The following is a 20,265-nucleotide window of genomic DNA, read 5'->3' on the forward strand; positions in this document are numbered from 1 at the left end:
GCTGCAATGGGTAAAAGCTATTGGCAAAAAGCCATTTTACTGCTAGCCGCTGCTCATCCCACAATTGCAATGAAGGAGTTTGCTCTGTTGTCTATTGGCCAAAGGAATGCCAAGTTATTTCGCTTTCGCGATAGTTTGTTTGGTACTGATATTGAAGCACATTCTCAATGTCCTACCTGTGCCGAGAAAGTGGAGTTTCAATTAAATTCCCAAGTCATTTGTGATCCCAATGTGGCTGTTTGGGATGGTGGGGAGAGAAAAATTGATATTGATCATCACCAAATTATTTGTCGTCCTCCCTCCAGTCATGATTTAGAAGCGATAAGCCCTTACCTTGAGGTGGAAGATGACGAAGGGGCTGCATATGAATTAATCAAAAGCTGTGTTTTCCAATGGCTGATTGACGGTGTCTACACACCTATCGAATCTATGCCCATCACGCTCATTGAACGTGTGTCTGACGATATTAAAAATATGGATCCCCACAGTGAAATTATATGCAGATTGGCTTGTCCAGAATGTGAGCATAGCTGGGGAGAGCCCTTTGATATAGCTAGTTTTTTATGGAGAGAAATTGAAAATAAAGCGCAGATTATATTGAGTGAAGTACAATTGTTGGCCAGAGCATTTGGCTGGTGGGAAGGGGATATATTGTCTTTATCGGATGTGAGAAGAAAGTACTACATTGAGCAATTACATGAATAGTTATTGGCAAGCGTTAGTCGACACTCAGCAAGGTGATAAGCACATTCATCCACCTTACACCTCGCCATTTCTGCATCAATTGATGGTGGATAGTTTGCACTTGAATGAAAGCACTTTATCTCTAAGTTGGCATGCATTGGGCTTGTCAGCTCCTAACGCTTCTTGTGCCATGGGTAAAAGTGGCAAAGCCGGTGCGTCTGAAACAACACGATGGGGAAGAGGGCACTTTTACCATCAAGTGCAAACAGAGGAATTGGAGACTGTTTCTGCTATTCCCCCTTTACTTGAAGAAAACGAATACGCGGCCACGAATGAGCAAGTGGTTGGCAATGAAGGAGAGCAAATTCAAAGGAGGCAGCAAACTGAATATGTTCTGGCAGATGTTAGCGCTCAAGCCAACCCTGTAAAAGGAGAGCTACAATCGAATAAATTGACTCAATTAAGAGATGATTTTGAACAAAGAGCCAGTACTGAGCAGCGACGAGTAAAGGAGAAGGGGTTACACGCAAGAGGGAGTTATCATCAGTATGAACAAGGAAAAATAAGCGCAGGCACTCACTCAAATCAACAGGCTTATGCTTGGGCGAGCCAAGATGCTCTTCAAGTTAATCATGCTGATAGCGCTGATACTTTTCAGCCCTCAGTCTTGTCGTCTGAGAAGGCAAGGATAGCAATCCAATCAGATTTGGATAAATTATCTACTCTAAAAAAATTAGAGTTAAAAATCGTTGAGCGACTCAACCAGTATCAAGGGGCTGAGAAGGAAATGACGGCCCCATTAAATCAGCAAGGCCAGATGAGTCAGCAGCCAGATAATGCCGCTGAGCATGAAAAGCCAGCATCCAATGCATCATTAACTGAGCATGATGAGAATAAGGGTGCAATTCATCAGTGGTTAATGTTAGGTGAGCCACTGGATAGGGGGAATGCATTTTATCAAAAATGTTATCAAGGCTTTAGTCAATCACTTATTCATCAGTTAAGCCATCAAAGTCGCGGTGAAGCAAGGACTCAGCTTGAACCTTTAGGAATTAGATCAGTATTAAATACTTTGGCTGAACAAGTGCGAGCGGGGTTTATAGCTCGTCTGTCTTTGGATACTCGATATAAGGGAAGGGGGGGGAGAAGGCTATTTCATAACCAGAGTTTGAACAAACAGGCCTCAGACAAACAGAGCTCGTATCAACAGGGTATGGTTCAAAGACGCTTAGATGAAAAAAATGATTGGCAGAGGATCCCTGATGAGACCATCACAGCTTATTTAATGTCATCTTTATCAGCTTGCTTGGATCAGCATATGAGTGAGTCGACAGGTTTTTCTCAAAGGAAAAGCTTATACGAAAGCTTAAGGACTTATTTGCTACGCCAAGGCAGCTTAAGCACATTAACCCAAGCGGTGAGACAGCAGGCATTAAGGTATGAAAGCACCCAGATCTCGCCTTTAGTTGATGAGGTGAATATGCCTCGATTTTTGGATGATGAACAGAGTGTATACAACCCCATTTATGTGGCTGAATTAGCTGCACAATATGGCTCTAGAGTGTCTGTATTACTCAAGAATATGCAAATCAATAAAAGCAAAATTGCAGCGGCCCTGTCCACGGCGTGGCAATCATCTTCAGGGCGTTACTTAGCGATGGAATTGGGGTTACCTTTGTCTTTCGTTTCGTGGTTAGGTGCGCTGTCTAAGGAAGAGTACTTATCGATTCATCCTCAATTAGTCGGCAGGAATGTTGGCTCGATAATGCAAAAATGGCGGGATCGGGTTCCCCATTTAATGCCATTGTTAAACAGGCGTGAACTGCGTATCTTGATTGAACCTGAGTCATCTATTTCTCCTCTTTTTACCTCTTATCAGCGAGTAAAAGAAGGAGCGATTCAAGGTCGTTATTCAAAAGCACAGGTATATCCTTCTTTAAAAGTACCATTAAACCCAGTGGCAAAAGGTATGTTATTAAAGAATGTGCAAGCCACCTTAACGAAAATGATGCCGTTGTCATCCATATCATCTCATTTGGGCGCTAGCGGTATATCCTCTTGGATGAAAAATAATCCTGTTTTAGCAAGTCAGGCTTCAGATAATCAGACTTTAGAAAAACAATGGATGGAACACGCATTATTGGGCTCCTTAAATAAAGCGTTGGCAGATGCAAAAGTGACAAGAGAAAGTCAAATTAGTGAACTTTTTAGTCCTCTTTTACAAGGGTTGAAAGCACATTCATCATTAAATATCCAAACCGATTTAACACGTTTTGGGACGGATGTTGGCTTGGCATTAGGGGAAGACAGAAATGATGTGACAGGTTTTTGGCAAGATAACGAGCCCACACGACATGAGAAGGCAAGCAATGATAAAGCCCAAGCACTCAAGGGGGAGCCATGGAATGAGAGTGCGAATAAGGACAACCTTGGCCTAAAAGATAATCCTTACGGTAATAATAAGCGCCAGGTTAGTGAAAATGATGTATCTAGATCAAAATCCAGCCCAGACTTGGCGGGGACTCTGAATAAGCAAAAAAGGTATTTGCATGTCAGCCAAATTCAGTCTGAGCATCAAGATTTCGTAAAACATCATACAGTACCCGCGATGAAAGAAAGGATTACTCGTTTAGCACCAAAGCCCCTTGTTTACGATGAGGAGTATGGTGAGGAGTACGATGAGGGGTATGATAAGGAGTATGGCGAGGATAATGCTAGGAAACATGCAAGGGATAATGTCGGAAATTATGGCACAGAGACTCCACTTTCAAAGAAAGGTGGCAATGATAGAGGCCGTTATTTAGCCCCCTTGTCAGTAAAAGAACCGTCAATAAAAGCACTGCCAATAAAAGAACTGTCATCAAAAGGGCTGTTAGCAAAGAGACATTGGCCAAATGCAACCGACTCTATCAATGAACCCAGACCAAATGATCCGGTATTGGGGCAACAAGATCTGACGACACCAGTAAGATTTACTCACCCAAAGCGCACTGTGGCGTTGCCCCAAGACCCCCTCCAAGCCTCTTCGTTATCCGCTTCGCCAGTCCCTGCTTTTAACCAACAGCGGTCTCAATCGCAGGCTTCTCAAGTTTCTACTTTTGAACAACAGTCAGCTCAATTACAGGATGCTGAATGTCGTGCACCGGGATTAAAGCCATTGTCAGATCAGTCTGATAACGCCTCTTCTGGCGCCGTGCTCCCTTTATTAAACTCGCAAAAATCCATAGAAGATCAAGGCTTACACTCGGTGAATATGCCTTTTAATCAAGTGAGCGGCTTAGCGCCTTCGCCCATGGAAGCAAAGACTTTACCTAATATTGAGCCACCATCTTTAGCCACCGCGCCATCATCGGCTATTAGCGTAAATATTGGACGAATAACTTATAATCGTCCCTTGGCTTTTCCAGTAAAAAGCCCCTCACAAACTCGACCTCAACCTAAAATGACCTTGGCCGATTATAATCGCCGATTGAGGAGCGATGATGAGTAATTATCTGTCTATTGCGGTAACCACAGCCGTTTTTTCACAAAAAATACTGAATGCATTGAATAAAGTGCAATTTTTATCTGCTGCGCCACAGGTTATTCATCGCCGGCCCGAAAAAGATGATGGGCAAATGATAGGAGTGAATCTGTATTTATATGATATCGAGTTTAATCATACTATGCGCAATAATGATTTAGCGACTCGACGAGCTGATGGTACTTTAATTAAACAGCCACAAGTGCCACTTAACCTTAAGTATCATTTGAGTTTTTATGGTCAAGATCTCACATTAGAGCCACAAAAAATGATGGGGGCGACCATTGTTGAATTGCATGCCGAGCCTTTTATTACGCCAGATGAGATTAGGCAATATCAATTGAGTCTCGGCCCAGACAGTTTACTGCTCTCTTCTAATCTACATACTCAGCAGTCGCGGATCAAAATTGAGCCCATTATACTCTCTCTGGAAGATGTGACCAAAATGTGGTCGTCATTTTTTCAATTACCTCATCAACATTCCTTAAATTATGAAGTGTCGGTGATTTTGATGGAGAGTGATTTCGCTATCGAAAAACCCTTACCTGTGCACTCGGTGAATGACTTTGCCGTTGCTAAGATAGCGCCAGCCATTGACTTTTTATCTGCCGATTACTTACCTTATTCGCAGCTCAATGCATCCATGTTAAGTCTCTATACTCAAGGGGCTGATCGTTCATCTCAGGTACAATTTGTAGAGGTAGGGCTCATGCTTGCCCCGATATCTTTAATCAATAATGTATTGCAAATTACATTACCGGCGCAATTGAAAGTGGGATTAAATCACTTAAGGTTATCTCGAAAGGATAGGCTTGGGAAGGAAGTTAAAACGATTTATTCTGAACCTTATCCGTTTATTGTACAGCCAGTATTGGGGAAAGTGGAATACTATGCCAGCAGCACGAATATTGATGAAGTCTTTCCTGTGTTAATCGTGGATATTTCACCGTTTCCTGAATATGGACAGTCAGTCGTTGTGTGGTTAAATAATGAAGATGACAATGAACAGTCCTATGAAGTTGATGATGCCTTGACGTTGCTTTTAACGCTTAATGTGGATGCGCTCAATAAAGGCTCTCTCACAGAGCTAACTGAAAAATTGTCTCCCTTAGGAATGATATTGTCAGCGGCTGCGAGGATCAGTATTATTGAACAAAGCCAACGATGGTTATTACAAGATGGTGCTCGGTATTATACTTTGCATCAACAAAGCGATACTCAAGTATTAGTTTGCTATGGCTTTGAGCAATTACCTTCGATTAATGCTTTGGCGTTTAAAGCGCAAGGGCTCAGTGCTGGTCAATATTGGGTTCGTGTGCAAATCGATCATCTAAAATATGGCCAGAGTCCGCTTGTGCAAGAAGTAAGCGATGTGAATGAGGGGCGTTATATCGCGCCACGGGTGACGATTATATGAGTCACGCCGCTTCTTTTACTGACAAGAGTACAGCCTCTCTTACTGATGATTATCATGTTAATCAGACACAGCAGATTGAGGATAATCGGCACTTTTTATTGGCGTTTGTTGAATATGTCAAACTTCAGTTAGCACAAGCTTATGGAAAACGGGGCTGTGAAGGTATCAGTGATAATGCTCACGGCGCGAGATTAGAGCACTTGTTTAAGCGTGAGATAGTGACGCCTTTGCCCATTGATCATTTGTCTCATTTATATCAATTAACGAATTTTGAGCAACAGTTACTCCTGTTATGTATTGCGCCAGAATTAGACAGTGAGCTGCTTTATCCCAATGGGGGCGAGGCGCCCATTGTGGTTAATTTTAGTTTGGCGCTGTCGATGTTACCCAATCCTGAGTGGCAAGCAATTATGGCCAGCGGTGCGCTGCGAAGTAATGGATTGATAGTGCTTGAGGATTCGAAATCGGTGACACAGTCACGCTTATTGGTGCCTGAGAGTATTTTGCATTTTATCATGGGATTAAATGATGAAAATCAAAGATTAATCTCCTGTGTTGAAGTGCTTCCTTATCAAGCTGTGAGCTTAGATCCATCCAATGACGCTGTGTTAAATAATATGTGGCAGATCTGGCAAGTGAATCGGCAAAAACCGGCATGCTTAATGACATTAATTGGTGATTTTGATGCGTTAAAACGAGATGTGGCTGTTGCATTGGCTCACAAACTATCAAGGCGCTTGTTATTGTTGTCAGCGCATTTTATTCCAAAAGAGTCCAATGAATTACGTGAATTTGCGGCACAATGTCAAAGAGAGATTTTATTGCATAATGAGCTGTTGTTGATTGATTGCAGTGACATTACTGAGGAACAGCAGCTGGGAATGCAGCATATTGATCACTTTTTGAATTTACTCAAAGCCTCAGTATTGTGTATGAGTGATCGTCGGCGGCCGCATTATTTACGTTCTCAATGGACCTTTGAAGTTCAAAAACCCAGTTCAAAAGCCCAGTTACAGTACTGGCAACAAGCATTAAGCTGTCAGCGGTTAGAAAGTGATCTTAAAGCCGTTGCGTCACACTATGACTTGAGTTTTAGCCAAATAGCGGCCTTAGTTGAGGTGTACCATGCTGTTGAAAAGCCAACCTCTTTATGGGAAATATGCAGGCAACATACTCATCAGCGTTTATGTCACTTGATTGAAAGAATTGTACCTGAGGAAGGAGGCGTTAAAATTATTTTACCGCCTCAGCAGACTTTGAGCATTAATCATATGATTGCCCATGTGAAATATAAGTCTAAAGTGTACGATGAATGGGGATTTACGGCTAACGGAATGCGAGGTAAAGGCTTAATTGCTTTATTTTATGGCGCCAGTGGTACAGGGAAAACGACGGCTGCGGAATATTTAGCGAGTCATTTACAGCTTGATCTCTATCGAGTTGATTTAAGTCATGTGGTGAGTAAATACATAGGTGATACTGAAAAAAACTTGAGGCAGATTTTTTTAGCTGCAGAGCAATCTGGTGCCATTTTATTATTTGATGAAGCCGATGCCTTGTTTAGCAAGCGAACTCAAGTATCCAGCAGTCATGATAAGTTTGCTAATGCTCAAGTGAGTTATTTATTACAACGCTTAGAGACGTACCGAGGTATTGCAATATTAACCAGTAATCTTAAAGATGCCTTTGATGCTGCTTTTATTCGTCGTCTTAGATTTGTGATCCCTTTTCCTTTTCCTACAGCCACTGAGCGTGAGCAGATTTGGCGCTCATTGTTACCCCATAATGCACCCGTTGGGCAGATTGATTTTAAGCAGTTGTCACGGCTGAATGTGGCGGGGGGGATGATTCGAAACATCACTTTACATGCTTGCTTTGTTGCTGCAGAGGCGCAAAAACCAATTGAAATGAAGCATTTTTTGAGTGCGGTTAAAAGTGAATATGCTAAACAAGATAAACCCTTATGCGTGCAGGAGATCCAAGGATGGGTATGAGCTACTTAAAAGGGGGGGGAAATAAATCGTCTATTCAGCCTAAGCAAAATAGGCAGTCAAAAGTGCAAGCTGTATCAGAAAAGCCTAACCGAATAACACATTTTGATATTGAGCAAATCGACCTTCCATTTGATATAGGGCTCTATGGACAACGACAAATATTGCATTTTTTACAGATCATATTGGCCAAAGGCAAGGTGGGTGTCTTAAATGCTGAGCAGAAGCGTTATTTTAACATTGCTCAAAGTCTTGCTAGCCAGGTAATTGAAAAAAAACAAAAAGGGGAAGCCGATGCCAGCAACCAATGGCGCTAATTTATTCAAAGGGGCGTTAGTGGCTTCGCCGTTAATGGGCAATATTAAAGTGATCCCGTTTCAGTATAACCCTGCCAGTATGCAAAGGAGTTTAACGCCTAATGTGTCAGGTGGAGAGGAACAAGACAGAACCTTAGCCATTATGTACAAGGGACCGCCAACACAAACCATTAATGTGTCTATTGAGTTTGATGCCTCAACAGGGCTAGACAAGGATGCCTCGACAGAAGTTCAGCATGGGGTTTATGCACAACTGGCAGCATTGGAATTGTTATTGACCCCCAGTACGAGTGACTTATTAGCCACTCAAGCCATGTTGGCAACTGGGGTGATGGAAATTGCACCACTTGCTACGCCAAACATCTTTTTTGTATGGGGGCAGGCAAGAGTCCTACCGGTCAAAGTCACTCAGTTTTCGGTGACAGAAGAATTGTTTGACGCCCATTTGAATCCTATTAGAGCAACGATTGCACTGACAATGAGAGTGCTCAACTGTAATGATGTTTCTGCGGTAAATCAGGCTTATCAGCAATATATAGTCTATCAACAAAAAATGGAACAAATTGCGCCATTAGCCCAAGGATCGATTGGCGTAACGGGAACGAGTATTACGTAACGTGTTCATCAGTTTATAAACAAGGAAGACTTATGTTTCAAAAAGACAGTCGATATTATTTTATTGCTGACAGGCAAGAAACATTAGCCGATGGCAGCGATATTACTTATAAGGCTCGGCGTTTTATTCAAGATGCTGATACGGTGCCTTCTGCTATGAGTATTATTTCTGAAGGTAAACGTATCGATCAGGTGAGCTATTCGGCGTTAGGGAATGCGAAATTATCATGGAAATTTGCGGATGCCAATAATGTGTTTAGCCCAACCGAATTAGAAAGAAAAGGACAAATTATCCGTGTGCCAACTAATGGCAGTAATCGCTGATGAATACGGGGATACAACTGAGTTTACTCATTGGTCCTATGGTCGCGCTTCCTGCCCCTACTATTATCACTGAAGCGATCCAATCAGTTTCGGTGACTCAGATGGATCGAGGAAAGTCGACGTTTCAAATTTCTTTGAATGCAGACAGAGAAGGCGTGATGACGCCGGATTATCCTCTGCTAATGACGGATCTACTTCGAGCGAATAACCGAGTGATTGTCTCTGTCATGATTAATGCCATTCCAACAGTATTAATTGATGGTTTTATTACCAATGTGGAGTTCAACCATACCCAAGGATCAGGCTCTGGTACTTTGTCAGTGACCGGCGAAGATTTGTTAAGCCGAATGGACTTAAAAGAAGCTTATTTTGAGTTCCCTTCCATGACGGTAGATGAAATTATTTTGTCTCGAGTGGAGAAATACCTTGAATATGGCGTGATCCCTGAACTCGATCCTGTGGTTATTCCAGTATGGGAGCCAGAAGAGCGGACGCGCATTCAAAATGGCACTGATCTAAGTGTGATTGAATATTTTGCCAATTTAGCCGGGTTTGTCTATCGCGTACGCCCCACAGTCCCGATGGAAAATACGTTTTATTTTGGTTTGCCCGGTAGCTTTCATACCGAAGGGGCACCACTGAATGTCAATATGGGGCCGTCGACGAATGTTGATGATATTAGCTTAACTTATGATGCCACATTGCCAGAAACGATTAGCGGTATGTTAGAAGAAGATGGCACTGAAGATGAACCTGTTCCTGTGGAAATTCTAGAAGCGATACGGCCTGTGCCGATGGCGCTTGAAGATCCTATTTTAACCAATGAGCCAAATGTGAGAAATGTCTTGTATACGGATCCGACCAATGGTGCGATTGCGGGGGAAGAGTTGGCCCAGCAAAGTGTCAATCGCTCCACCGATAAGGTGTTGTCAGGACACATTACGCTAGATACGCTGAGATATGGGGTTGTGATAGACCCACCTTGTGTTGTGTGTGTGAGAGGGGCTGGATTTAGCTTTGATGGCAATTATTATGTCTCCGGTGTGCAGCACAGTATCAGTGAAGGAAAGTATAAGCAGCAGCTTTCCGTACAAAGAGAAGGTTTGGGCAGTACTGTGGTGATCGCCATGGAGAATGTGGTATGAATCACACTAATGTGGGCAATGTTCGTGGCAAATTCTTTGGTAAATATCGCGGAAATGTGGTGGATAATGTTGATCCTATGGTGATGGGGCGTTTGTTGATTAATGTGCCATCTGTGCCAGCTAATGCCGCGAATTGGGCCATGCCTTGTATTCCTTACGCCGGTCCGCAAGTGGGCTTTTATGCCATGCCTCCAATTGGCGCCAATGTGTGGGTGGAGTTTGAAGGAGGAGATCCTAATTATCCTATTTGGGTGGGGTGCTTTTGGGGGGAAGGGGAAGTGCCTTTGGAGTCACCACCAGAAACAAAAGTATTTAAAACTGAATTTAACACCTTTATTTTAAATGACTTACCAGAAGTTGGTGGAATGACCTTGATGTCAGAGCCTGATTGTGTGGATGACATTTGTACCATGAAGTTTGACGCTGAAGGGATCCAAATTACGATCCCTGAATCCAGTTTTGAGATGACCACAGCCACGATTTCGGCGACAACTGGCGATATTACCTTGACCGCAGAAGAAGGCATTGAAGCGTCAGCGGGCGCTGATATTAGTGCTGAAGCGGGGGCGGCGATGTCGCTCTCAGCGGGCGCCGACATGAGTGCTGAAGCGGGGGGGACAATGGAGCTTTCGGCTGGGGCTGATATTAGCGCCGAAGCTGGGGGGGCCATAGAGATAACGGCTGGGGCTGATGTCGCTGTGACGGCGGGCGGTGCGGTTGAAGTGACGGGCGGTGGAGACGTGGCTGTTACAGGGGGAGGGGCATGTGAAGTGACAGGCGGCGCAGATGTGGCTGTGACGGCGGGCGGGGCGTGTGAAATGACCGCAGGATTAGATTGTGCCATCACAGCAGGATTGGCATGTGAAGTGACTGCTGGTGCAGATTGCGCTGTGACGGCCGTTGGGGCAACAGAAATAACCTCTGTGGGTATTGCCATCACGGGGGCGGTTGAAGTGACGGGTGATTTACTCATTGATGGCCAACAGCCTTTGGTTATTTAACTTACATTCAGGTTATCTATTTTTAAAATTAAATACTGTTTTTTTAGCTGTGCAGTGAAACATTTAAGGCATGGCGTTAGTTGTTGATTATCCGTCATAGGGGTGAGTTTATAGCAAGGAGATGCAATTGATATGCATAAGAGCTTTCCATTTAAAATCAATCAATATGGACATATTCAAGAAGCCGATGATGATAAACATTTGCGGGACATGATGGAGCAAATTTTATTCACAATTCCAGGTGAAAGGGTGAACAGGCCAGAATTTGGTTGCGGAGTGCAGCTGTTGGTTTTTGGGTCAATACAAACAGAAATGCTGTCGGTAAAGCAGTCGATGATCCAAATTGAACTACAAAAATATTTGGGGCATTTAATGCAATTGCAAGCCGTTAATATTACTGCTCATGAGAGTCAATTGAATATTCTGATCCGTTATTTACCTTTTGCAGGGGATCAGCCAAAAGAGGCTGTGTTTACTCGATGAGTCAATGTCATCAAGCACAAAGTGCATTTGATTTAAGCCGGCGTCGTCAATTAGTACAGCAACATGCCATCATCAATGGCCTTGATTATATTTTAGCAATGGATGAGTTGAATATTGCACTGTACTTTATCAAACCAGCAGGGCGTGTTGGGAGGAAGAGCGACGCTCAATCGGTGAAACCATTACCACGCCTGAAAGCCAGCCATATTGTTCTAGAGCTTATTCATGGGGGGATGACACAGGCTTTGACCTTTGATATTGAGTTTGTAGAAGAGGCGTTTTATCTTAAGTTGACACTTGATGCCGCATTGCCTAGGCAAGGGGACGCGGTGATTAAAGTGACGTTATTAAGTGACAATATCGATCCTTTTTTTCGCTCTGCTCAAGTAAAAAGTGACTTTCATCAACAAGCAGCAGCTGCATTAGCGCCCCCTCATTTATCTGCTTTGCCTCGGCTTAATTATCGAGCCAAAGATTACGATACCTTCAAAAAGCTCATTGAAACAGAGTTAACTTATAACATTCCCGATTGGCGAGATCGCGATGCAGCTGACATGATGGTGATGTTGAGCGAAGTGCTCGCTTACACTGGGGATATGCTGAGTTATAAACAAGACGCTGTGGCCACGGAGGCTTATTTAAATACGGCTCGGTTTGAGCTTTCCTTGCAAAGGCATTGCCGTTTATTGGATTATGCCATTGAAAAAAAAACCACCGCAAGAGCTTGGGTGACGGTTCAAGTGAATGCCGCCATTAGATTTCCGCCTCGTACTTTGTTTTTTTGTGGTGGTGATCAGCAAAATCCTGTGCTCAGTTTGTTTGAATATCAAGATCGCCAAGGTGGCAAAGAAGTGGTTTTTGAAGCCATGTATAGCACCCAATGTCAGCCTGAATATAATCATCTCATCCCCTATGATTTTGGTATACAAGGATATGTTATCCCTAAAGGTTGTTTAACACTTGCTGTTAAAGGGAAAGTGAGCTTAAAAAAAGGGCAGCTAGTTGCCTTGATGGATAAAACATTACAGTCTTCACCGCAGGTCGTGAGGTTAGTGCAAGACAGTGTCTATCATGTCGATCCTTTATCTGAGCAAGCTTATACTCAGCTAAATTGGTATGCCGATGATGCCTTATCTCAAACCTGGCAAGCCGAGACGAGCAGCTTATGTGCCAATGTGTTACTTGTGGATAGAGGTGAGACTTTACCTTATGAAAAGTTGCAGTTGTATTTACGTAATGGGCAATATTTTGCCCAATTACATCATACTAATTTAGTGAGCGCAGATGAGTTAGATGCCTTTCAATTTCATCATGAAGCGGCGAGTCATGGCATTAAGCAATCTTTAACCGCATCAACACCTCAATTGCACATTATAGAGTCACAATTGCCCATTGATTTGAGCCAACGGAATAACGAGGTTATGGCAGGCATGGAGTGGACGAATGTCACGGACTTTCTTGATAGTCCACCTTATGCTAAGCATGTGGTTTTGGATGAACATCAAGGTATGGCAGAGTTGAGGTTTGGAGATGGGGTATTTGGCCTTTTTCCTAACCCATTGAATGTGTTTTATGCTTGTTGTCGTATTACCCCGAATAAAGATCATCAAATTGCTGCGGGTAAAATTAATCAAGTTTATCTTCCTGAACATTTGGATATTGCCACTGAGGCGGTGGCCGACGTTAAAAACTTGCATCCCGTTGGCGATGTCCACCCTAAAAACAGCGCACAAACCATAAAAATTGAAGCACCAGTGCAGCACAGAGAAAGGCTTAATTTAGCCCTTTTTCAAGACTATAAAGCGGTTATTTTAGCCGATGAGCGGGTTGAGAATGTGTATTGTGAAAAAGGCTGGAGTGGCAGTCATGAAATGCTTAATTTTTATCTTTACCCTCGAAATCATGCCCGTTTGGATGACGTTATGCCGGCATTATTACGACAACTTAATCAATATAAAGTCTTAAATCAGCGATTGACGGTGGCACTTTTTACCCCGCTATTATTGAAGTGTTGTTTACATATTGAAGTGATCAATGGAATGTCGCTTTCAGCTTTACATCAGCAATTGGATTTAGTGTTAAGTGATGATGCGCAAGTGGGCATTTTTGCACCGCAGCATTTTAGTTTTAATACGCCACTTTATGCCAGTGAAATTGTGGCAGCACTACTCGATATTGAGGGCGTTGAGAATGTGCATTTTAATGATTTTCAAACGTTAGATCATTATATCGGTCATCACCATGAGGTACATGTGGATAATGTTATTTTGCCCATATCACATCAAGTTATTTGTTTTGCCTATCAAGATCGGCGTAGTGAAGTGAGCTTTACGTTAACAAGGAGCCAAGATTGAGCGAGTTAAATAATAAAAAGAGTCATCTTCGCACATTGGCTGCACGCCCTGGGGATTTTGCCAGTTTTGTGACAGAGATGAAGCGGGCAACCGTTGATTATCGACATCCCGATGGCAAGTTTAAAGGACTGAATCCTTTGGCTGGCGTTGATTTATCCGATCATGGCAATTTTTTAGACGGGTTATATCATTCTTGGGCGGCAGTATTGGAGGTGTTGTCCTTTTATCAGGAAAAAATAGCCCAAGAAGGCTATCTTAATACGGCGACAGAGTCTTTTTCTATTGAACAATTAGTGGCTGAAATTGGTTATCGAAGACCCCATGCTTTATCGGCAAAAACCTGGTTGGCTTTTACGTTAAACCAAAGTCATCACCACCAACAGTATGTGATCCCCAAAGGGACACGAGCACAAAACATTCCTCAGGGTGGGCAACCCATAGTATTTGAAACCATAGACACATTAATAGGCAAACCGGATTGGAATACGCTGACATTAGCGCCAACGAATGCGGAGGTGAAGAGTCGAGCATTACTGACATCGGCGTCTTTTTGTTATGTATTAACACCGGTATTTATGATTAAGCCACTGACACATCTTTGGATCAGGGGGAAATTAGCAGGAGAGCCTGTTAATTATTTTGTGGTTATTCGAGACATTATCAAGGTTAAAGAAGGGGGCGCGTACCTTTTTTGGCATCGTGCGTTAGACTCTCATCAAACAGGAAGTATCCATGAACTGCGCCTTGCCTTGATGCCTAAAAGTGACTTTATTTTTGGTCACGATGCCCTTGCTTGGCAGGCATTACCTCAGAGTGATAAAGCCAAATATGCAGAGCGTTTTAGCAGTATTGCGTTGCTTGATACTCACTTAGGTGCCCATTGGCACGAATTAGTTCAGTATCCCAATATGCAGGTGTATGCGATGGTGTCGCTATTGTCTGGCAAAATATTAGCTGCGGGCTCACAAGGGATTTTTTATTCTTTTGATGAAGGTGATAATTGGCTAAAAGTCAGTGATAAGCTAGTCAATAGAGACGTGTTTTGTTTATTTGTTCACGACCGAATTATTTATGCTGGGGGGAGTCAGGGTTACATTCTGTGCTCATATGATGAAGGCCAATCATGGGGCTTAATTCGCGGCAATAAGCCGCTAGACAAAGAGGCAAAAAAGCATTTAGTGCCTGGGTTATTACCCGCCGTCAGCGTGAATGCATTGACGGCCATGACACTGAAATATCGTGATGGGGGACGGCGACATATATTATTTGCAGGTACAGTTAAAGGGCTGTTTTACTCAACCGATGAAGGCCGGTATTGGCTCAATGGCAGTGATTTATTTTACTATCACAATGAACATATGCCTGAAGGGGCACATATTTATCATTTGCAAACGGACGGTGAATGGGTTGCGGCGTCAACGAGTATGGGCTTGTATTTTGCCAAAGTGGATCGCCACAGTCTTGAAGAAAAAGGGGAGGAGGTGAAAAATACTGGGCCTTCTTTTTTAGCCAAGTATTTTTTATTAGAAAGTCACGATGAGAAGCAATGGAGTCAACATAATGCTCAAACGCAAGTGTATGCTTCTATTACGGTTAAAATAGGTAAACGTCAGTCTACTTTTTTTGCGACATCCAAAGAGGTCTACCAATTAATTGATGGAGAGTTAGTGACATTCAGCCGAGGTGTTTTTCGTACTCTTGATGCATGTCTTCCTCGAGTTTATGGTTTTTTGTTGCGGGATAATGATTTATATATGGCCACAAATATAGGGGTTTATTTGGCCAGAGATCTAGCGCAGCCGTGGCAAATAGACAATCAAATTCATTTATATACCGTGCCCGACCCTCAATGTTGGGCGTCAGCCTTTAATGCGGGGAGGATACCTGAGGATGTTATCGATAATTTATTACTTTTTGGTTTTCCTGTGGCCAAAAGCGCGACAGTAACAACAGACTGCCAAGGGGGCAGTTGGTTTATCAAAGAGGAAAATAGCGCAAATATTCATATCGAAAAAAAACACACTAACCTATTTTTATCCACTCAAACCGCCACTGAAGAGGAGGCGCTTTTACAGGTTAATGGTGAACAAACCAAAGTGGCGTCAAGTTGCCCAGAGCAAATAATGCGTATTGGAACCTTGTATCCTGTCAATGACTATATTGCTGCTTTAACGAATGGGCAGGCTTTACCGTCATGCTGGTATCGTCTTTTTGAGCATATCGGCCTTGAGATAGGCCAAAAAACACAAGTGATCAGCCAAGTTGATGGGCGCACTTGGTTAATACAAGATGATACACAGCAAATTCATTTTTTAATTAAATTGAATGATAAATCATTACAGCTTAGCCGACTGAGTGACACGCTTTGCTTACTTTCACTTTCCAGTGGCCGATTATTGAGTGCTGGAAAGCCTTTTTCGGTACAGCCCAGTCGCTGGCCTGACTTTTGGTTAAATAATAATGTGTTACCCCTTAGTAGTAAGAAAAACAAGATAAATGTGGGGGATACATTATTGCTGCAGCAAACCACACCAAGGGCCATTCACCATTATGTGACGGCTGTTAATGTGGCTGATGAGCCTATCACTGCTTTGGGTAAAACGGCGACCGTGACGCAAGTACAAACGAAGCCGTCAGTGTTATCTCTGTTTGACCGAAGAATGACGAAGGTTTTTACTGGGGAGCGGGCACTGGAGTTATCAAAAGCGGCATTGAAGGTATTGGCGTTACAAGGTGAAGGCCCATTTAGGCTTAAGGGAATCATCGCGACCATTCCGAAGGGAAATAAGGTTGCCTTGGTTGGACGACAAGCCTTATTGCAGTTGACTCAAGCGCCATTGAAAGGGGCTGTCACGCCTTGGGTATTAAAGGGGGTGTCTCAAAAGGGCCAAGAGGTAAGCATAACGCGCCAGCAGCTGTTTAGTTTTACCCTAAGCGTTGAAGCTGAGGCGGGATTAGTGGCGGCGGTACTCACTAGCGCCTTGATTAAGCCCTTTTTAGCCCATGATATTGCTCTCGATGATAGTGCACAGTTACAGGTGGCTGGAGAACAATATTGGCTGCTGACTCAAGTAATGGGTGAATATTATTATTTGCAACTTGATAGCGACACTAAGCAAGTGAAGGTGTTTGCAGAGTATGCGTTTCCTGTGATGGACATGACGCCAGATACTTGGGTGATTAAAGCGCAGGAAACCTTGACGCTAACAAAAAAAACGGTTATACAAACCCGCTGGCTAGCCGCTCCTAAGCGAGCAGAGTCAATATCAGAGTTGCTTGAGATCAGTGAGTGCCAAGCTGCAGGACAAGATACTGTCATTCAATTTTCAGCTCCATTAATTCATTATTACGACCCTAGTACAGTCACTTTTTTTGCCAATATTGCACTTGCAGTACAAGGGGAGACGGTGCAAAAAGAATTGATTGCCATGACTGATCCCGGTCAACCTTTTCAGCGCTATCAATTGCATCGTGAACCTTTGACTGTGTATCAAGATGAGCAAGGTACGCAGCATAATTTTTTGACCTTAGAAATGCGTTTAAGTGGTGCAGGAGGAGGACGAAAATCGATTGCTGAAAAATGGCAACAAACGACCTCCATTTTGAACAGTGCCAGTCACCAGCGTCATTATGAAGTGTTTATTAATGGCAAAGGGAAAACAGAAATACTCTTTGGAGATGGCAAGCATGGTCGTATTCCTGAAGTGGGGATTGAGAACTTATTTGCTCATTATCGTTTTGGGGGCGGCGCCAAGGGGAACTTACCGCTTGGCGCAATCAAGTTATTGAAGGACAAGCCATTGGGGGTGAAAGCGGTTTTCAATCCTTTACCTTGTGTGGGGGGCGCCGATCCTATGGTGTTTGGTACGTTAAGAGAAAATGCGCCTCAATCTCTGACGGTGCAAAATGTGATTATCTCCAGTGATGACTGTTTACATCATGTGCAGCAGTATCCGGGGGTGTCCCAAGCGACATTGACTCCTCTACAAGTCAAGCATCAAGTCATTTGGGTTGTGTGTATCGATGCAGCGGATTTATCAACCAAAGATAAGCAGCCGCTTGCAGAGGCATTAGCGCAATCCATTACAAGATTATTGTCGCAGCCTGTGGTGGTGAAAGTGGTATTAGCACGCGTACGGTATTTTTATATTTCGGCCAAAGTCTGGGTTCATGACTTAAGCGACTGCCCTAATATCGCTGACGAGCTGAGCCACGCTTTGAGTCATTATTATTTCAACGAAAAAAATAATTTAGGCAAAGATGTCGACGTGGCTCATGTGAGTGCTTTATTGCAAGAGCATGCCAGTATTTCTGGGGTTAAGGTGACAAACTTAGGGTTAGGTGATGAGCTGACGGTCATACACAATCCAGCAATTTATCCATCACGCTTACCAGCAAGTCCTGTTGTGGTGACGGACAATAATGAAGTCTTAGGCGCAGAGCGCTTATTGACGCATAAAGACTTAGTTTCTATTACAGTGGGAGAGGCGTTATGAAGGAGCAATTATACCGCCTTTTACCACTGACTTATAGAGAGCATGATTTTAGTAATCAGCAATCTTTTCGAGCCTTGATGGCTGTGTTGGAAGGTGTTCAGGATTCTCTTGATGAAAATATGATGCTCTTGTATCAAAACTGGTTTATTGAGACCTGTGAGACAGGGCATATTCCTTATATTGCTGATTTAGTGAACTTATCGGAGTTGGATCCTGATCCTGTTTTTGCCATTCAAAGGCGCTATGTGGCCAATTATTTGGCTTATAAAAGGCGTTCAGGGATCGTGCCTACCCTTAATAATAGTGTGCATGATACCAGTGGTTATGCTTGCTATAGCATCAATAGCACCGACAAAATGCTGACGAGTTGGAGCGATCGTGATCCTCAATTGATCGCAAAAACCTTTAATATTAAAGATCATGACAATGTACCTTTTTCTCAGGCCGCCCATTTGCCTAAATTTACGAGTGATAAAACAGGTTTATTCATGGCTAAAGCCGGTGAACTGACTCCCAATATGCTGCAAGTGTACTTATGGCGAAAACAGCCTGTTGTTCAGTCTTATGCGCAATTGTTTCCGGTTAAGGGGACTGAGCATGCTTGGTCGCTCAGTCCACGACAAGAAGTTTGGCCTTTATGCCATCAACCCCAAGGGTTGGCCAGTCTGGATACTGTTCACACTGCGCAGCAATATCCATATTTAATCAATCCTAATCAAAGGGATGAAGTTTCAAGTATGGAAGGACGGCCCAGTGTTGCGTTTTTTGTCTATGATGGCGCTTCTCATCAGATGAGAGCCATTGAAGATAACGACGTTGTGATGACCGATTTATCTTTATGGCAATCCAATGACGGGCAGCAGGCCCGCGTGCTCTTTGATGCTTCCTTAGGGCGGGTATTAATACTTGATAGTCAGCTTAATGGTAAGTTGCTCATTTCTTATTGTTATTTACATAATGCTGTTGTTGGCGCTTCGCCTCGTTATCGTGGCGTGAGTCAAGGGAGTAGCATTACAAAAAGATCACTTGAACTTTATCCCAGTCAAGACAGTTTGTTTGAAGCATTCACTTCAAATAACGCTAGTCAAGTGCAAGTGTCGTTTGCCAATAATGCACATTATGTTTTGAGCCAGCCTTTAAAAATTGATTTAAAAGGGGAAGATGTCACCTTAGTGGCAGAAGATTATGTGTGTCCTACTTTATCGGGTCAAATTGAAGTGACAAATACAGCCGATACACCTGCCAGGCTTATTTTGGACGGATTGAGAGTATATGGTCAACTGCATATTAGTAAGAATGTGGATATACACTTAAAAGACAGCAGTTTATTGAATGACATTTTATGGATAGCGATACCTGCAGAACAAAATACGGATTTGAGGTTAGCAAAGATTCGGGTTGAAAATGGATTAATTGTGTCTCAAAAGTTGATGAAACATGCTGATTATGAGCTCAATAACTCTGCATTAATCTGTTCTTCTTCCTCAACGGTTCGCGCTTTTTGTTGCCACAATAGTACTCTCATTGGTGATATCACTTGTCTCAAAGTAAAGGCGATATCCAATAGTTTAGTTGAGGGGACTTTCACTTTGATTAACCCTAATAGGGCGATGTTGCAATATTCGTATTTTAGTGAATTAGTGCTTCCCCATGGTACACAAACGGAACAAGTGATTACCGATGCGGATCTGGGGCGACATGGGGTGCAGTTTAGTTCCACACGTTACTTCGATGCTGATTTTTTAGTGTTGGCCTACGGCAGTGCGCCACAATTACTCACTGGAGCGGCAAATGGTGAAGAAGTTGGAGTATTTAATCAACTTCTTACGAGAAAAAAAGAGAAGAATATCAAAAAACAATTTGACCGATTTCTTCCCCTTGGAATGGAAGTACAAACTTACTATATGGATTAAAT

Annotated in this window: 13 protein-coding genes; all 13 read left to right on the forward strand. The window is 43.0% G+C overall.

Translation table 11 applies throughout. The annotated features are described in order from the left end of the window. Positions 1-6: 6 nt before the first annotated feature. Entirely contained in the window at positions 7-705 is a 699-nt protein-coding gene (locus Q0976_RS17820; RefSeq protein WP_299495227.1) for a hypothetical protein, read from the forward strand. Next, on the forward strand, positions 698-4,174 hold the full coding sequence (locus tag Q0976_RS17825; RefSeq protein WP_299495228.1) for a hypothetical protein: 3,477 nt from the start codon (positions 698-700) through the stop codon (positions 4,172-4,174). The genes Q0976_RS17820 and Q0976_RS17825 overlap by 8 nt, the downstream gene beginning before the upstream one ends. Then, positions 4,164-5,624 carry a DUF4255 domain-containing protein gene (locus Q0976_RS17830; RefSeq protein WP_299495229.1) on the forward strand — a complete coding sequence of 487 codons (1,461 nt, stop codon included), beginning with the start codon at positions 4,164-4,166 and terminating at the stop codon, positions 5,622-5,624. The genes Q0976_RS17825 and Q0976_RS17830 overlap by 11 nt, the downstream gene beginning before the upstream one ends. Continuing rightward, complete coding sequence (locus Q0976_RS17835; protein WP_299495230.1) at positions 5,621-7,618, forward strand: ATP-binding protein; 1,998 nt, start codon at positions 5,621-5,623, stop codon at positions 7,616-7,618. Before Q0976_RS17830 ends, Q0976_RS17835 begins: the two co-directional genes overlap by 4 nt. Beyond that, positions 7,615-7,932, forward strand: a complete 318-nt coding sequence (locus Q0976_RS17840) for a hypothetical protein (RefSeq protein ID WP_299495231.1) — start codon at positions 7,615-7,617, stop codon at positions 7,930-7,932. The genes Q0976_RS17835 and Q0976_RS17840 overlap by 4 nt, the downstream gene beginning before the upstream one ends. Beyond that, positions 7,910-8,548, forward strand: a complete 639-nt coding sequence (locus Q0976_RS17845) for a hypothetical protein (RefSeq protein WP_299495232.1) — start codon at positions 7,910-7,912, stop codon at positions 8,546-8,548. Before Q0976_RS17840 ends, Q0976_RS17845 begins: the two co-directional genes overlap by 23 nt. Positions 8,549-8,580: 32 nt before the next feature. Then, a complete protein-coding gene (locus Q0976_RS17850; protein ID WP_299495233.1) occupies positions 8,581-8,871 on the forward strand; it encodes a hypothetical protein in 291 nt (96 codons plus the stop codon). Then, the gene (locus Q0976_RS17855; protein ID WP_299495234.1) at positions 8,871-10,016 is read left to right on the forward strand and encodes a hypothetical protein; all 1,146 of its coding nucleotides are present in this window, start codon (positions 8,871-8,873) and stop codon (positions 10,014-10,016) included. Before Q0976_RS17850 ends, Q0976_RS17855 begins: the two co-directional genes overlap by 1 nt. Further along, the gene (locus tag Q0976_RS17860; RefSeq protein ID WP_299495235.1) at positions 10,013-11,017 is read left to right on the forward strand and encodes a phage baseplate assembly protein V; all 1,005 of its coding nucleotides are present in this window, start codon (positions 10,013-10,015) and stop codon (positions 11,015-11,017) included. The genes Q0976_RS17855 and Q0976_RS17860 overlap by 4 nt, the downstream gene beginning before the upstream one ends. Before the next feature lie 132 nt (positions 11,018-11,149). Continuing rightward, positions 11,150-11,500 carry a GPW/gp25 family protein gene (locus Q0976_RS17865; protein WP_299495236.1) on the forward strand — a complete coding sequence of 117 codons (351 nt, stop codon included), beginning with the start codon at positions 11,150-11,152 and terminating at the stop codon, positions 11,498-11,500. Further along, entirely contained in the window at positions 11,497-13,854 is a 2,358-nt protein-coding gene (locus Q0976_RS17870) for a hypothetical protein (RefSeq protein ID WP_299495237.1), read from the forward strand. The genes Q0976_RS17865 and Q0976_RS17870 overlap by 4 nt, the downstream gene beginning before the upstream one ends. After that, on the forward strand, positions 13,851-18,350 hold the full coding sequence (locus tag Q0976_RS17875) for a hypothetical protein (RefSeq protein WP_299495238.1): 4,500 nt from the start codon (positions 13,851-13,853) through the stop codon (positions 18,348-18,350). The genes Q0976_RS17870 and Q0976_RS17875 overlap by 4 nt, the downstream gene beginning before the upstream one ends. Next, complete coding sequence (locus tag Q0976_RS17880) at positions 18,347-20,263, forward strand: hypothetical protein (protein WP_299495239.1); 1,917 nt, start codon at positions 18,347-18,349, stop codon at positions 20,261-20,263. Before Q0976_RS17875 ends, Q0976_RS17880 begins: the two co-directional genes overlap by 4 nt. Positions 20,264-20,265 lie beyond the last annotated feature (2 nt).

Origin of the sequence: uncultured Shewanella sp. (assembly GCF_947501665.1) — a bacterium.
Lineage (GTDB): Bacteria > Pseudomonadota > Gammaproteobacteria > Enterobacterales > Shewanellaceae > Shewanella.

Bases quoted from the DNA above. Each gene is read 5' to 3' on its own strand.
- Q0976_RS17820 (WP_299495227.1), top strand. From the start codon at position 7: ATGGGTAAAAGCTATTGGCAAAAAGCCATTTTACTGCTAGCCGCTGCT.
- Q0976_RS17865 (WP_299495236.1), top strand. From the start codon at position 11,150: ATGCATAAGAGCTTTCCATTTAAAATCAATCAATATGGACATATTCAA.
- Q0976_RS17860 (WP_299495235.1), top strand. From the start codon at position 10,013: ATGAATCACACTAATGTGGGCAATGTTCGTGGCAAATTCTTTGGTAAA.
- Q0976_RS17825 (WP_299495228.1), top strand. From the start codon at position 698: ATGAATAGTTATTGGCAAGCGTTAGTCGACACTCAGCAAGGTGATAAG.
- Q0976_RS17880 (WP_299495239.1), top strand. From the start codon at position 18,347: ATGAAGGAGCAATTATACCGCCTTTTACCACTGACTTATAGAGAGCAT.
- Q0976_RS17840 (WP_299495231.1), top strand. From the start codon at position 7,615: ATGAGCTACTTAAAAGGGGGGGGAAATAAATCGTCTATTCAGCCTAAG.
- Q0976_RS17830 (WP_299495229.1), top strand. From the start codon at position 4,164: ATGATGAGTAATTATCTGTCTATTGCGGTAACCACAGCCGTTTTTTCA.
- Q0976_RS17870 (WP_299495237.1), top strand. From the start codon at position 11,497: ATGAGTCAATGTCATCAAGCACAAAGTGCATTTGATTTAAGCCGGCGT.
- Q0976_RS17835 (WP_299495230.1), top strand. From the start codon at position 5,621: ATGAGTCACGCCGCTTCTTTTACTGACAAGAGTACAGCCTCTCTTACT.
- Q0976_RS17845 (WP_299495232.1), top strand. From the start codon at position 7,910: ATGCCAGCAACCAATGGCGCTAATTTATTCAAAGGGGCGTTAGTGGCT.
- Q0976_RS17850 (WP_299495233.1), top strand. From the start codon at position 8,581: ATGTTTCAAAAAGACAGTCGATATTATTTTATTGCTGACAGGCAAGAA.
- Q0976_RS17855 (WP_299495234.1), top strand. From the start codon at position 8,871: ATGAATACGGGGATACAACTGAGTTTACTCATTGGTCCTATGGTCGCG.